This window comes from Bacillus cereus group sp. BcHK124 (assembly GCF_027712065.1).
Taxonomy (GTDB): domain Bacteria; phylum Bacillota; class Bacilli; order Bacillales; family Bacillaceae_G; genus Bacillus_A; species Bacillus_A pacificus.
In genome coordinates, this window is sequence record NZ_JAQFPJ010000012.1 from 32425 (window position 1) to 47142 (window position 14718).

The window sequence follows — 14718 nt, forward strand, 5'->3', positions numbered from 1 at the left end:
TTTTAAAAGCGGGCGTTTTTATATTCAAACATTTTTTATAAATAAGCTGAAATTTTTGATGAGTATTTTACCTTTTTGTTGTAATTTGTCGAGATGATAAGTATAATTTCAAACCCGCATTTTCATGTATGGATGCACCATTTTTAGTTTTCGTGTAAAATTAGGAAATAAAAACTTTTTTATAAGGCAGGTACGAAAATGAAAACAGCTATTGTTACTGATAGTACAGCATATATACCGAAGCATATTCGTGATGAACTCAATATATATATGATTCCATTAAACGTTGTGTTTGGAACGGAATCTTATCAAGAAGAAGCTGAAATTTCAGCAGATGATTTTTATGTAAAAGTACGTGAGCAAGAAGAGCTTCCGAAAACTTCTCAACCAGCAATCGGAAAGTTTGTTGAGCTATATGAAGAATTATCTAAGGATTATGATGCAGTTATTAGCATTCATCTTTCAAGTGGGATTAGTGGTACATATCAAACGTCAACGACAGCTGGTCAAATGGTAGAGGGTATTGATGTATATACGTACGACTCTGAAATTAGTTGTGAAGTACAAGGATTCTACGTGCGTGAAGGTGCAAAGCTAGCAAGCGAAGGGAAGGATCCAAAAGAGATTATCGCCCGTTTTGATGAAATGAAGAAAACGATGGACGCTTATTTTGTAGTAGATGATTTACACCATTTACAACGTGGAGGCCGATTAAATAGTGCGCAAGCTTTCATCGGTAGTCTGTTACAAGTAAAGCCGGTTTTATATTTTAGAGACAAAATCATTATCCCGTTTGAAAAGATTCGTACGCGTAAAAAAGCGCTAAAACGTATCATTGAAATTTTTGATGAGCAAGCAAGTAAAGGTGTACCTATGGAAGCAGTTATCATTCATGCACAACGTGAAGAGGAAGCGAATGAATGGAAGGCAGAATTAGAAGCAAAATATCCTCATGTTACAATCCGCACAGGTTATTTCGGTGCTGTAATTGGAACGCATTTAGGTGAAGGTGCACTAGGTCTTGGATGGTATACGAAGTAATAAAGATATAAAAAGCTCTCTTTCGGAAGAGGGTTTTTTTACGGATATTTTACGTGAAGTTGACAAGTTAATATTTGGAAATGGTAAAATGTACGTAAAATAAAATAATGAGGAAAGTTTTATAACTTACTTTTTACAAGAAACTATATTATAATAGAAGAGAGGTGAAACATATGGAGCATAATTCTTGTTTATGTCCAAAGTTTGAGTCAGCTTTTACTTTGCTTAGTAAGAAGTGGACTGGCTTAATTATTAAATCTTTGCTGGAAGAGTCAAAACGTTTTAGAGAAATCGCAGATATTATACCGAATATGAGCGATCGTATGTTATCAGAGCGTTTAAAGGAATTGGAAAGCGAAGGCATTGTAGTTCGTAATGTTTATCCAGAAGTACCAGTTCGAATCGAGTATGGCTTAACGGACAAGGGAAAAGCGTTAGAAAGTGTTATGGATGAAGTCCAAAATTGGGCTGAGAAATGGATGAAATAACGTTTTGATTTCATCCGTATTAGTATATTTAATAAAACGTAAGGGAAACCTTGCGTTTTTTTCTTTGCTTAAAAAAACTTTTAAAACTCTACACGTATATACAAAAATATGCATATTTTGCGATAGTGTTACATATAATATTACATTTGTTTTACAAAAGCGTAACATTAGCAAAAAAAATCCCGAATTATGGTATAAATTTTATAGGTTATATACGGAAAAAGAAAAAAGAAAGCGGTGTAAAAAATAAAATGAAAAAGCTAAAAATGGCATCTTGCGCATTAGTGGCAGGGTTAATGTTTTCAGGACTAACACCAAATGTATTTGCAGAAGATAAAATTTCTGACGTGAAATCACAAATTAATACACAAAATGACACTTTACATAAACAACAACAAGAACGTGATGAATTACAAAAACAAATGAATGACTTAAACAAAACAATTCAAGGTTTAGATAAGTCTGTTCAAGAGAATGCTGCAAAGCTTGATGAAACAACGAAAAAAGTTGCGGACACTGAGCAATTAATCGAAAAGAAAAATAAAGATATTGCAGAATTACAAACGAAAATTGCAAAACGTGAAGAGTTATTAAGAAAACGTTTAGTTGCACTTCAAGAGCAACCAAACACGAACGTTGTAACAGAAGTTCTTGTAAACTCTAAAAATCTTGCAGATTTAGTTGATCGTTTAAATTCAGTTTCTAAAATTCTTGAGTCTGACGAAGACATCATGAAAACACAACAAGAAGATCAAGCGAACGTGAAAAAAGATGTTGAAACGGTAAAAACAAAGCAAAAAGAATTAAAAGAAGCACAAGCTCAAATTGAAACTGCTAAAAAAGAACTTGATGTTGAAAAAGAGAAAAAAGCAGCGGCAGTAAACGATTTAAGCGGTAAAATGGATACAGTTGTAACTTCAATGACAAGTACGGAAGACCAATTGAAGGAGCTTGAACAACAGGCATTAAAATTACAGCAAATTGCTGAAAAAGAAGCGCAAGAAAAAGCTGCACAAGAAGTTGCTGCTCAAAAACAAGCAGAACAAGCTGCTCAGCAAGCTCAGGCTCAACAAGCTCCAGCTCAACCAGCACAAACACAAGCAGAGCCAGTAGCTCCAGCAAACAATGCTGTACAAGCTCCAAAAGAAGAATCTAAAAAAGAAGAGCCTAAGAAAAAAGAAGAGAAAAAAGCAACACCAGCTCCAACTCCAGTACCAGGTAATGATGATGGGGGACGACAAGATGTTGTCTCAAAAGCTAAAGGCTTAGTAGGTTTAAAATACGTATGGGGTAGTGCGTCAATTTCAAATGGTGGATTTGACTGCAGTGGTTTAATCTCTTATGTTTACGGTTTAGGTCGTCAAGATACTAGAGGTTTATGGAACTCTGTACAAAAGATTAGCCCATCTGAAGCAAAACCAGGAGATCTTATCTTCTTACAAGGTACTTACAGAGAAGGCGTATCTCACGTTGGTATTTATATTGGTGGCGGTCAAATGATCCATGCTGCTGATGAATCAACGGGTGTTACTTACGGTAGTGTAAATAGTTCTTATAACCAAAAACATTTCTTAGGTTACGGTAGATTATAGGATTATAATTGAATAAAAAACGTGTATAAAGTCGATAGCTTACTATTTTATAAGTAGGTTATCGGCTTTTTTGCGTTTTTACGAGATTATGAGAAAGGTTTATAGTAGTGCTGGAGGTGAGTGCTAATGCTTGCTGGAAAACAGTTGCTATTAGAAGAACTCTCTTCAGATTTACGGAGAGAATTAAGTGATTTGAAAAAGAAGGGAGAGGTTGTATGTGTACAAGGTATAACGAAGAAGGCTTCTAAATATATATGTCAGCGCTGCGGAAATATAGAGCAGCGGCTATTTGCATCATTTTTATGTAAAAGGTGCGGTAAAGCATGCGCGTATTGCCGGAAGTGTATCACGATGGGGAGAGTTAGCGAATGTACTGTACTTGTTCGCGGGATTGCTGAAAGAACAGGAGAGTTTCATAAAAAACCGTTACATTGGAAAGGGACTTTATCTACTGGTCAGGAGTTGGCGGCGCAAGGAGTTATAGAAGCGATTAAGCAGAAAGAATCTTTTTTTATTTGGGCTGTGTGCGGGGCTGGAAAAACAGAAATGTTATTTTACGGTATAGAAGAGGCGCTCCAAAAAGGAGAAAGAGTTTGTATCGCAACGCCAAGGACGGACGTTGTACTGGAATTAGCGCCGAGATTACAAGAAGTGTTTCCAAGTATAACTGTAGCTGCTTTATACGGAGGGAGTGTAGATCATAAAAAAGATGCAGCGTTAGTCGTTGCAACGACTCACCAACTGTTACGTTACTATAGAGCGTTTCATGTGATGATTGTAGATGAGATTGATGCCTTCCCGTATCATGCAGATCAAATGTTACAGTATGCAGTTAGGCAAGCAATGAAAGAGAAAGCAGCGCGTATTTATTTAACTGCAACCCCTGATGAGAAGTGGAAGCGTAATTTCAGAAAGGGGAAACAAAAAGGTGTTATTGTGTCAGGACGATACCATCGTCACCCGTTACCAGTTCCTCTATTTAGTTGGTGCGGAAATTGGAAGAAAAGCCTCCATCATAAAAAAATTCCTCGCGTGTTACTACAATGGTTAAAAATGAACTTAAACAAAAAGTATCCTATTTTTTTATTTGTTCCTCATGTGCGATATATAGAAGAAATAAGTCAGTTGTTGAAAGGGTTGGATAATAGAATCGATGGTGTACATGCAGAAGATTCGATGAGAAAAGAAAAAGTAGCAGCGTTCAGAAAGGGAGAAATTCCGTTATTAGTTACAACGACAATTTTAGAAAGAGGAGTGACTGTGAAGAACTTACAAGTGGCTGTGTTAGGAGCTGAAGAAGAAATCTTTTCGGAAAGTGCGCTCGTACAAATTGCAGGCCGAGCGGGTCGTAGTTTTGAAGAGCCATATGGCGAGGTTATGTATTTTCATTACGGTAAGACAGAGTCGATGGTACGCGCGAAAAAACATATTCAAAGTATGAACAAAAATGCGAAAGAACAAGGATTGATCGATTAATGCATTGTTTACTTTGTGATGAGTATATGGTGGAAACAGTTAGTTGGTACGCCTTCTTTGTAAAGTCCCATAAAAAATATGTATGTGATAGATGTGAGCAAAAACTTTCCTATATTATAGGAGGAATTTGCATGGATTGTGGCCGTCCTTTAGATGACTTACCTACTCGATATAAAGAAAATGACATTTGCATGGACTGTATAAGATGGAGGAATGAGGAAGGATATCGTCCTTTTAAAAATCGTTCGTTGTACGTGTACAATGATGACATGAAAGGTATACTAGCGCAGTTTAAGTTTCGAGGTGATGCGGAGTTAGTTTGTATTTTTTATCGATCTTTTCGGGAGCTATTTCAAAAGTATTTTACGGACGTTTCAACTGTTATTGCTGTTCCGCTTAGTAGGGAACGGGAATATGAGCGAGGTTTTAATCAAGCAGAGTTATTAGCAGCTTGTTTGCCTGTCAAAAATTTTTATTCATCATTAAGAAGGAAGGAAACAGAAAAGCAAAGTAAGAAATCGCGTAAAGAAAGGCTTTCGGGAAGTAATCCTTTTTATTTTCAGAGAGAAGAGATGTTTCATGGTCAACACATTTTACTTGTTGATGATGTATATACGACAGGAATTACAGTGAGACAAATTGGAAGTCTTTTCTATGATAAAGGAGCAAGCGAAGTTTCTAGTTTGACGCTCTGTAGAAGTTGATCTGTAACTGTCGAAAGAGATAATAAAAAGACGATAAGTCTTCTTTGACTTCGTATGTTGTCATTCGTTATAGTGAAATTATGGGGCAAATGCCCTGATTTTTAGAGTGAAGGGAATGGAATGAACATGCAAGGAAGAGTAAAATGGTTCAATGCAGAAAAGGGATTTGGGTTTATTGAGCGTGAAGACGGTGATGATGTGTTTGTTCATTTTTCTGCTATTCAACAAGATGGATATAAGTCATTAGAAGAAGGGCAACAAGTTGAGTTTGATATTGTAGAGGGAGCACGTGGACCACAAGCAGCTAATGTTGTAAAACTGTAGGTATATTGTTTTTGGGAAGAGAAAGCTGCGCTTGTGGCAACGTTATATATATGGTAGAACCTCTTGTTTTTTTGCAAGGGGTTTTTGTTATGAATGGAGTTGTCAAAAAGTTGTTTCTTTTCTGTAACGAATTGTCCACAGTTATATTCGTTATTCACGATGTTAATAGGATAAAATAAAGATAGAAACGATGCATCTTTTCATTTCAACAAAAAACGATAAAAAAATCGCAATTCCACTAATTTTTTTAAAAAAGTTAGAAGGAGTTTTTAAGCCGGTGTCGAAATTATAGTACATAGGCTTGAAAGGAGGAATTCATCTATGAAATTCAACATTCGTGGTGAAAATATTGAAGTAACTCCAGCATTAAAGGAATATGTAGAGAAAAAACTAAGTAAGTTAGAGCGTTATTTTGATACATTCCCAGAGATTAAAGTTAATTTAAAAGTATACTCTGACAAGCAACGTGTCGAGGTAACAATTCCATTTACTGATTTATTACTTCGTGCAGAAGAAACTAATAGCGATATGTACGCTGCTATCGATTTAGTAGTTGATAAACTTGAGCGACAAATTCGTAAACATAAAACAAAAGTAAATCGTAAGTTACGTGAGAAAGGTTCTATGAAAACGAACTTTATCCTTCCAGAAGCAGTAGCTGTTCTGGATGAGATAGAAGAGGATGAACTAGAACTTGTACGTACAAAACGATTCGATTTAAAACCGATGGACGTTGAAGAGGCAATCCTACAAATGGATATGCTAGGACATAATTTCTTCGTCTTCACAAATGCTGATACAAATGAAACTAACGTTGTATATGGCCGTAAAGATGGGAAATATGGTTTAATTGAAACTAAATAATAATTCAAAAGCGCAGCCGAAATGGCTGCGCTTTTTTTGCTGAAAATAGATTTTTTAAAAAAGTTTTCTTAATTTAGAACGAGACATTCGGCCGATTGTTGTCATAGTTATAAGACAAGTGTTACAATTATCATTAGGTATATACATTTTAGTTTTTTTAATTAGGAGAAAAATTGGCATAACATACATTTGATTTTTATAACGACTGATTGTAATAGAGAAAAAGAAAAAACAATCGGAAGTTTTATTTTAATAAAAAGAGGAGCGTATTTCCTATGATCGGTATTTTAAAAAAGGTGTTTGATGTAAATCAACGCCAAATTAAACGTATGCAGAAGACAGTTGAGCAAATTGATGCATTAGAGTCATCTATTAAGCCATTAACTGATGAACAATTAAAAGGGAAGACGCTTGAATTTAAAGAACGTCTAACAAAAGGTGAAACAGTAGATGATCTACTACCTGAAGCTTTTGCGGTTGTTCGTGAAGCTGCGACTCGTGTTCTTGGAATGCGTCCGTATGGTGTACAGTTAATGGGTGGTATTGCCTTACATGAAGGGAATATCTCTGAGATGAAAACGGGTGAAGGTAAAACGTTAACATCTACATTACCTGTATATTTAAATGCTTTAACAGGAAAAGGTGTTCACGTTGTTACAGTCAATGAATACTTAGCACAACGTGATGCGAGCGAAATGGGACAACTTCATGAGTTCCTAGGATTAACAGTAGGAATTAATTTAAACAGTATGTCACGCGAAGAGAAACAAGAGGCTTATGCTGCTGATATTACGTATAGCACAAATAATGAGCTTGGATTCGATTACTTACGTGACAACATGGTTTTATATAAAGAGCAGTGCGTTCAACGCCCACTGCACTTTGCTATTATCGATGAAGTCGATTCTATCTTAGTCGATGAAGCGCGTACGCCACTTATTATTTCTGGACAAGCTCAAAAATCAACAGAGCTGTACATGTTTGCAAATGCATTCGTTCGTACGTTAGAAAATGAAAAAGATTATTCATTTGATGTGAAGACGAAAAATGTAATGTTAACAGAAGATGGTATTACGAAAGCGGAGAAAGCTTTCCATATTGAAAACTTATTTGATTTAAAACATGTAGCGCTTCTTCACCATATTAATCAGGCACTTCGTGCGCACGTTGTTATGCATCGTGATACAGATTATGTTGTACAAGAAGGCGAAATCGTAATTGTAGACCAATTTACTGGTCGTCTTATGAAAGGTCGTCGTTATAGCGAAGGGTTACACCAAGCTATCGAGGCAAAAGAAGGCGTAGAAATTCAAAATGAAAGTATGACGCTTGCGACAATTACATTCCAGAACTACTTCCGTATGTACGAAAAGTTATCTGGTATGACTGGTACAGCGAAAACAGAGGAAGAGGAATTCCGTAACATTTACAATATGAACGTTATCGTAATTCCAACGAACAAACCGATTATTCGTGATGACCGTGCAGATTTAATCTTCAAATCAATGGAAGGTAAATTTAATGCTGTTGTTGAGGATATTGTAAATCGTCATAAACAAGGGCAACCAGTTCTTGTCGGTACAGTTGCGATTGAAACGTCAGAACTTATTTCAAAAATGTTAACGCGTAAAGGTGTACGTCATAACATCTTAAATGCGAAAAACCATGCGCGTGAAGCGGATATCATTGCAGAAGCAGGTATAAAAGGCGCTGTAACGATTGCGACGAACATGGCAGGTCGTGGTACAGATATTAAGCTTGGAGACGATGTGAAAAACGTTGGTTTAGCCGTTATCGGTACAGAGCGTCACGAAAGTCGTCGTATTGATAATCAGTTACGTGGTCGTGCTGGTCGTCAAGGGGACCCAGGTGTTACGCAGTTCTACTTATCAATGGAAGATGAACTAATGCGTCGCTTCGGTTCTGATAATATGAAAGCGATGATGGATCGCCTTGGTATGGATGATTCTCAGCCAATCGAAAGTAAAATGGTTTCTCGTGCAGTAGAATCTGCGCAAAAACGTGTAGAAGGAAATAACTATGATGCACGTAAGCAGTTACTACAATACGATGATGTACTTCGTCAGCAACGTGAAGTTATTTACAAACAGCGTCAAGAGGTAATGGAGTCTGAGAACTTACGCGGTATTATTGAAGGTATGATGAAATCTACAGTAGAGCGTGCGGTTGCACTTCATACACAAGAGGAAATTGAAGAAGATTGGAACATTAAAGGTCTTGTTGACTACTTAAATACAAACCTTCTGCAAGAAGGAGATGTGAAAGAAGAAGAATTACGTCGCCTTGCTCCAGAGGAAATGAGCGAGCCAATTATCGCGAAATTAATAGAGCGTTACAACGAAAAAGAGAAGCTTATGCCAGAAGAGCAAATGCGTGAATTCGAAAAAGTTGTTGTATTCCGTGTTGTAGATACGAAATGGACAGAGCATATCGATGCGATGGATCACCTTCGTGAAGGTATTCATTTACGTGCTTACGGTCAAATTGATCCACTTCGTGAGTATCAAATGGAAGGGTTCGCAATGTTCGAATCAATGATTGCTTCTATTGAAGAGGAAATTTCTCGTTACATTATGAAAGCTGAAATTGAACAAAACTTAGAGCGTCAAGAAGTTGTTCAAGGTGAAGCTGTTCACCCATCTAGCGATGGCGAAGAGGCGAAGAAAAAACCAGTTGTAAAAGGTGACCAAGTGGGCCGCAACGATTTATGTAAATGTGGTAGCGGTAAAAAATATAAAAACTGCTGTGGCATTGGGAAGTAATATAGGGCGGTAGCCTAGGCTGCTTTGCAAACTTTTACATCAAAAATGTATAATTAAGAAGGATTAAACTCTCTCCGTCATAAGTGGAGAGAGTTTCCCTTGTTTTCATACGAAAGTAACAGCAATTACATAGAGGTGAAGGAAATGGAATTAGTAGAAATTAGACAGGAATTAGAGAAAATGGCTAAGAGATTAGCGGCTTTTAGGGGGTCTCTTTGACCTCCCTACTAAGGAGAAACAAATTGCAGAATTAGAAGAGAAAATGATGGGCGCAGGATTTTGGGATGACCAACAAGGCGCACAAGCTGTAATTAACGAAGCAAATGCACTGAAAGATATGGTTGGAAAGTTCCGTCAGCTAGATGAGACGTTCGAAAACCTAGAAATTACGCATGAGCTTTTAAAAGAAGAGTATGATGAAGATTTACATGAGGAACTTGAATCAGAAGTAAAAGGCTTAATTCAAGAAATGAATGAGTATGAGCTGCAGTTACTACTTAGCGATCCTTATGATAAAAATAACGCCATTTTAGAATTACACCCAGGTGCTGGTGGAACAGAGTCACAAGACTGGGGCTCTATGTTACTACGTATGTACACACGTTGGGCTGAAAAACGTGGGTTTAAAGTAGAAACTGTTGACTACTTACCAGGTGATGAAGCTGGTATTAAGAGCGTTACTTTATTAATTAAAGGTCATAACGCTTACGGTTACTTAAAAGCTGAGAAAGGTGTACATCGTCTTGTACGTATTTCACCATTCGATTCTTCAGGCCGTCGTCATACATCGTTCGTATCTTGTGAAGTTGTACCTGAGTTCAATGATGAAGTTGAAATTGAAGTGCGTACAGAAGACTTGAAAATTGATACGTATCGTGCAAGTGGAGCGGGTGGACAGCACGTTAATACGACAGATTCAGCAGTTCGTATTACGCATACACCGACAAATACGGTTGTAACGTGTCAGTCAGAGCGTTCTCAAATTAAAAACCGTGAGCATGCGATGAAGATGTTAAAAGCGAAATTATATCAAAAGAAATTAGAAGAGCAACAAGCGGAGTTAGATGAAATTCGCGGAGAACAAAAAGAAATCGGATGGGGTAGCCAAATCCGTTCTTACGTATTCCACCCATATTCTCTTGTGAAAGACCACCGTACAAATACAGAGGTCGGTAATGTGCAAGCAGTTATGGATGGAGAAATTGATCCATTTATTGATGCTTACTTACGTTCTCGCATCTAATAAGCTAAGTGAAAAAAAGCCAACAAAATTGTTGGCGCACGTTGAGGATATAGAGGACATAAAGAGTGCTATTTTATTTATATGGATGAAGTACAGAGGAAGAGAAGTTGGAAACGACAACTTCTCTTTTTGATGGGATTATATGTAGCATACAATGTTGTATATTGTTTTGTAAAAAGTAGAAAATAGTAAAACAGATTGGCAATAGAGTAAGGCTTTCTACAGAATTTTTCTAAATTCCCGTTCAAAAAGAATCCTTTATAGAAGTTTATAAGTTGTTCACAGAATTGAAACAACTTATAAAAGCTTTATATCATTAGGGTTCTCACTTTATTTTTGAAGAATATGAAATATACCTTAGTTTTTCTATATAAAGATAATGCTTATAATGAAAATGAGTGTGTTAGGAATGAAAAGAATATCAACAATGGGGAGCGATAGAAGTGAAAAAGAAATTATTGGCTATTGCGCTAGGAACATCAGTCGTTTTTGCTTTAGGAGCGTGTGGAAATAAAGAAGAGAGTAAGCCTTCGAACCAGTCTGCAAGTACAGACAGTGCAGAACAAATTTTCCAAAGAAGTTGTGCTGGGTGTCACGCAACAGATTTATCAGGAGCAACTGGACCTGATTTAAGAAAAGTAGGCGGGAAGTACGACGCTGCAGATATCGAAGAAATTATTAAAAAAGGTCGCGGTTCAATGTCGCCAGGACTTATTCAAGGTGAAGATGCGAAAAAAGTAGCTGAGTGGTTAGCTGAACATAAATAAAAAGGGGTAAAATGGACGAGTTGATTCATATAATCAACTCGTTTCCCTTTTTTTGGAATGTAACATAACTGTAACAAAAATGTATCCAAACTGGAAACCGTTTGATGTTACAATGAGGTTTGTAGAATTTTGCTGAAATATATTACATAGAGTAGTATTGCTTAGAAAAAGAGTATAAGTAGACTACCTTCAACAAGAGTGGTTTAAAAGAGAATAAAGGTTTAGCTTTTATTTTCAAATGTACAGAAAAGTATTTCGAAAAAAATCATTAAGTATTGGGTGATAAATAATGATAAAAATGACGAATGTTTATAAGGAGTACCCGAATGGTATGAAAGCCATTGCTGGTCTCACAGTTAACATTAAACAAGGCGAGTTTGTATACGTAGTTGGACCGAGTGGAGCCGGAAAATCTACATTTATTAAAATGATGTATCGTGAAGAGAAGCCATCTACAGGATCAATTAATGTAAATGGTCTTACTATCGAGTCATTAGCAGAAAGAGACGTTCCATATTTCCGTCGTCAATTAGGCGTGATTTTCCAAGACTTTAAATTACTACCTAAATTAACGGTATATGAGAATGTTGCGTTTGCCTTAGAAGTAATTGAAGAAGAGCCAGATGCAATTCGTGAGCGTGTAACAGAAGTGTTAGGTCTTGTAGGTCTTGAAGATCGTGCAGACGCACTTCCAAGCGAACTTTCAGGCGGGGAGCAGCAACGTGTTGCGATTGCGAGAGCAATTGTTAATAGACCAAAGGTTGTAATTGCCGATGAGCCAACAGGTAACTTAGATATTGAAACAGCTCTTGATATTATGAAGATTTTCACGCGCATTAATGAGCGTGGTACAACGATCGTTATGGCGACACATAACGCAGATATCGTAAATACAATCCGTCATCGTGTAATCGCGATTGAAGGCGGAAAAATTGTTCGAGATGAGATGGAGGGAGGATACGGATATGAAGGCTAAGACCCTTAGTCGACATTTGCGAGAAGGTGTAAAGAATCTATCACGTAACGGATGGATGACGTTTGCTTCTGTTAGTGCAGTAACAGTTACATTATTACTTGTAGGTGTCTTTTTAACAGCGATTATGAATATGAACCATTTTGCGACGAAAGTAGAGCAAGATGTAGAAATTCGTGTACACATTGATCCAGCAGCAAAAGAAGCTGATCAAAAGAAATTAGAAGATGATATGAGTAAGATTGCAAAAGTAGACTCTATTAAATATTCTTCTAAAGAAGAAGAGTTAAAACGTTTAATTAAAAGCTTAGGCGATAGCGGAAAGACATTTGAGTTATTTGAACAAGATAACCCACTTAAAAACGTATTCGTTGTAAAAGCAAAAGAACCAACAGATACAGCAACAATTGCGAAAAAGATTGAAAAAATGCAGTTTGTAAGTAATGTTCAGTACGGAAAAGGGCAAGTTGAACGATTATTTGATACTGTAAAAACTGGTCGTAACATCGGGATTGTGTTAATTGCTGGTCTTTTATTCACAGCGATGTTCTTAATCTCTAATACAATTAAAATTACAATTTATGCTCGTAGTACAGAAATCGAAATTATGAAACTTGTAGGTGCAACAAACTGGTTTATTCGTTGGCCGTTCTTATTAGAGGGATTATTCCTAGGAGTATTAGGATCAATTATTCCAATTGGCTTAATTCTAGTTACGTATAATTCGTTGCAAGGTGTGTTTAACGAAAAACTTGGCGGAACAATTTTCGAACTTCTACCATACAGCCCATTCGTATTCCAATTAGCTGGTTTACTAGTGTTAATCGGGGCTTTAATCGGTATGTGGGGAAGTGTAATGTCAATTCGTCGCTTCTTAAAAGTATAAAAAGTTGCAAACATAATTCGTACAAGCTTATCATATAGTAGAAATAGGTAAAGGCATCACACACTGTGTGATGCCTTTTGCTACACCACCTGTGTGTTTTGGAAAGGGGAATTCCGCATTGAAACGTAGAGTTGCAATTATTGGAATGGTTGTTGCATTTTTAATTGGTGCTGGCGGAATGTTTGCAGGTATGTCTTTATTTGGGGTTAACCCAGCAGAAGTAACGCAAACAATTTCGAATGGAAACGCTAGCACTGCGCAAGGGAATTTGGCAAAAATTAATGAGGCGTATGCACTAATTGATTCACGTTATGTGGAAGACGTGAAAGATGAAAAATTAGTCGAAGGTGCAATACAAGGCATGTTGTCTACGCTGAAGGACCCTTATTCCACGTATATGGATAAAGAAACGGCTAAACAGTTTAGTGAATCGCTTGATCCCGAGTTAGAAGGGATTGGGGCTGAGGTGAACAAAACGGACGGTAAGCTTATTATCGTATCTCCAATTAAAGGCTCACCAGCAGAAAAGATTGGAGTTAAACCGAATGACCAAATTTTATCTGTAGATGGAAATAGTGTGAAAGATTTATCACGTGAAGAAGCAGTATTAAAGATTCGTGGTAAAAAAGGAACGACTGTTGCGATTGAAATTAAGCGTGCAGGAGTAGCTGATCCGATTGTATTTAAAATTAAGCGTGAAAAAATTCCAATCTTCACAGTGTTTAGCTCCGTGAAACAAGAGAGTGGAAAAGATATCGGTTATATGCAAATCACTTCTTTTGCTGAAAATACAGCGAAAGAATTTAAGGATCAGTTAAAAGAGTTAGAGAAGAAAAACATAAAAGGCTTAGTTATTGACGTACGTGGTAATCCAGGTGGCTACTTAAATAGTGTAGAAGAGATACTAGGAGAAATTATGACGGATAAAAAGCCGATGCTACAAGTAGAGCAAAGAAATGGTGAGAAGAAGAAATTCTCTACGGAACTAAAAGAGAGAAAGCCATATCCAATTTCAGTATTAATTGATAATGGAAGTGCTTCTGCTTCAGAGATTTTAGCGGGTGCGCTAAAAGAGGGAGAAGGATACGATTTAATTGGTGAAAAAACGTTTGGCAAAGGTACTGTTCAGCAAGCTGTTCCATTTAAAGATGGCAGCAATATCAAATTAACGATGTTCAAATGGTTAACACCGGATGGAAACTGGATTCATAAAAAAGGAATCAAGCCAACTGTAGAAGTGAAACAACCAGATTATTATCATGCGACACCAATTCAAATTGAAAAGACACTTTCATACAATGCAAATGATGTACAAGTAAAACATGCCCAAGAAATGCTTAAGAGTTTAGGATATGTACCAGGACGTGAAGATGGCTACTTTAGTAAAGAGACAGAATCAGCACTGAAAGCATTCCAAAATGCGAATAAGATGGAAGCGACAGGACAGCTCGATAAAAAGACAGCTGAGGCGATTCAAACGAAAATTATTGAAAAAATCCGTTCTGGAGAAAATGATCTACAATTACAGTCAGCATTAAAATTAATGGCGAAGTAAAAAGAAATACAGGCGGTTTGCT

13 protein-coding genes are annotated in these 14718 nt (G+C 36.9%); all 13 read left to right on the forward strand.

The features are described 5' to 3' along the window. The first annotated feature begins 198 nt into the window (after positions 1-198). Positions 199-1041 carry a DegV family protein gene (locus PDK19_RS17730; RefSeq protein ID WP_000844764.1) on the forward strand — a complete coding sequence of 281 codons (843 nt, stop codon included), beginning with the start codon at positions 199-201 and terminating at the stop codon, positions 1039-1041. 173 nt (positions 1042-1214) lie between these two features. Next, positions 1215-1529 carry a winged helix-turn-helix transcriptional regulator gene (locus PDK19_RS17735; RefSeq protein ID WP_000400857.1) on the forward strand — a complete coding sequence of 105 codons (315 nt, stop codon included), beginning with the start codon at positions 1215-1217 and terminating at the stop codon, positions 1527-1529. 146 nt (positions 1530-1675) lie between these two features. After that, complete coding sequence (locus tag PDK19_RS17740; protein ID WP_041184798.1) at positions 1676-3121, forward strand: C40 family peptidase; 1446 nt, start codon at positions 1676-1678, stop codon at positions 3119-3121. A gap of 126 nt (positions 3122-3247) precedes the next feature. After that, positions 3248-4597 carry an ATP-dependent helicase ComFA gene (gene comFA, locus PDK19_RS17745; protein ID WP_270707750.1) on the forward strand — a complete coding sequence of 450 codons (1350 nt, stop codon included), beginning with the start codon at positions 3248-3250 and terminating at the stop codon, positions 4595-4597. Beyond that, positions 4597-5301 (forward strand): ComF family protein, encoded by a 705-nt coding sequence (locus PDK19_RS17750; RefSeq protein ID WP_014893412.1) that lies wholly within the window; start codon positions 4597-4599, stop codon positions 5299-5301. The genes comFA and PDK19_RS17750 overlap by 1 nt, the downstream gene beginning before the upstream one ends. Positions 5302-5427: 126 nt before the next feature. Next, positions 5428-5625: a cold shock protein CspC gene (gene cspC / locus PDK19_RS17755; protein WP_001162041.1), complete on the forward strand. Its 198-nt coding sequence runs from the start codon at positions 5428-5430 to the stop codon at positions 5623-5625. 321 nt (positions 5626-5946) lie between these two features. Beyond that, a complete protein-coding gene (hpf, locus tag PDK19_RS17760; protein WP_270707752.1) occupies positions 5947-6489 on the forward strand; it encodes a ribosome hibernation-promoting factor, HPF/YfiA family in 543 nt (180 codons plus the stop codon). A gap of 275 nt (positions 6490-6764) precedes the next feature. Further along, positions 6765-9272: a preprotein translocase subunit SecA gene (gene secA, locus PDK19_RS17765; protein WP_000579382.1), complete on the forward strand. Its 2508-nt coding sequence runs from the start codon at positions 6765-6767 to the stop codon at positions 9270-9272. Positions 9273-9416: 144 nt separating this feature from the next. Next, positions 9417-10515, forward strand: a protein-coding gene (gene prfB, locus PDK19_RS17770) for a peptide chain release factor 2 (protein WP_096001716.1) whose coding sequence is annotated in 2 segments (ribosomal slippage) — positions 9417-9488 and positions 9490-10515 — 1098 coding nt in all. Because the reading frame shifts where the segments join, the coding sequence is not laid out codon by codon here. Positions 10516-10958: 443 nt separating this feature from the next. Then, positions 10959-11282, forward strand: coding sequence for a cytochrome c551 (gene cccB, locus PDK19_RS17775; protein ID WP_000727968.1), 324 nt, complete (start codon positions 10959-10961; stop codon positions 11280-11282). Positions 11283-11571: 289 nt separating this feature from the next. Beyond that, entirely contained in the window at positions 11572-12258 is a 687-nt protein-coding gene (ftsE, locus tag PDK19_RS17780; protein WP_000594318.1) for a cell division ATP-binding protein FtsE, read from the forward strand. Next, positions 12248-13141 (forward strand): permease-like cell division protein FtsX, encoded by an 894-nt coding sequence (gene ftsX, locus PDK19_RS17785; protein ID WP_000645019.1) that lies wholly within the window; start codon positions 12248-12250, stop codon positions 13139-13141. Before ftsE ends, ftsX begins: the two co-directional genes overlap by 11 nt. 118 nt (positions 13142-13259) lie before the next feature. Beyond that, positions 13260-14696, forward strand: coding sequence for a S41 family peptidase (locus PDK19_RS17790; RefSeq protein WP_442868813.1), 1437 nt, complete (start codon positions 13260-13262; stop codon positions 14694-14696). Positions 14697-14718 lie beyond the last annotated feature (22 nt).

Excerpts from the sequence above, each read along its gene's own strand:
- hpf (WP_270707752.1), top strand. The coding sequence starts at position 5,947 with ATGAAATTCAACATTCGTGGTGAAAATATTGAAGTAACTCCAGCATTA.
- comFA (WP_270707750.1), top strand. The coding sequence starts at position 3,248 with ATGCTTGCTGGAAAACAGTTGCTATTAGAAGAACTCTCTTCAGATTTA.
- PDK19_RS17730 (WP_000844764.1), top strand. The coding sequence starts at position 199 with ATGAAAACAGCTATTGTTACTGATAGTACAGCATATATACCGAAGCAT.
- ftsX (WP_000645019.1), top strand. The coding sequence starts at position 12,248 with ATGAAGGCTAAGACCCTTAGTCGACATTTGCGAGAAGGTGTAAAGAAT.
- ftsE (WP_000594318.1), top strand. The coding sequence starts at position 11,572 with ATGATAAAAATGACGAATGTTTATAAGGAGTACCCGAATGGTATGAAA.
- cspC (WP_001162041.1), top strand. The coding sequence starts at position 5,428 with ATGCAAGGAAGAGTAAAATGGTTCAATGCAGAAAAGGGATTTGGGTTT.
- PDK19_RS17750 (WP_014893412.1), top strand. The coding sequence starts at position 4,597 with ATGCATTGTTTACTTTGTGATGAGTATATGGTGGAAACAGTTAGTTGG.
- secA (WP_000579382.1), top strand. The coding sequence starts at position 6,765 with ATGATCGGTATTTTAAAAAAGGTGTTTGATGTAAATCAACGCCAAATT.
- PDK19_RS17735 (WP_000400857.1), top strand. The coding sequence starts at position 1,215 with ATGGAGCATAATTCTTGTTTATGTCCAAAGTTTGAGTCAGCTTTTACT.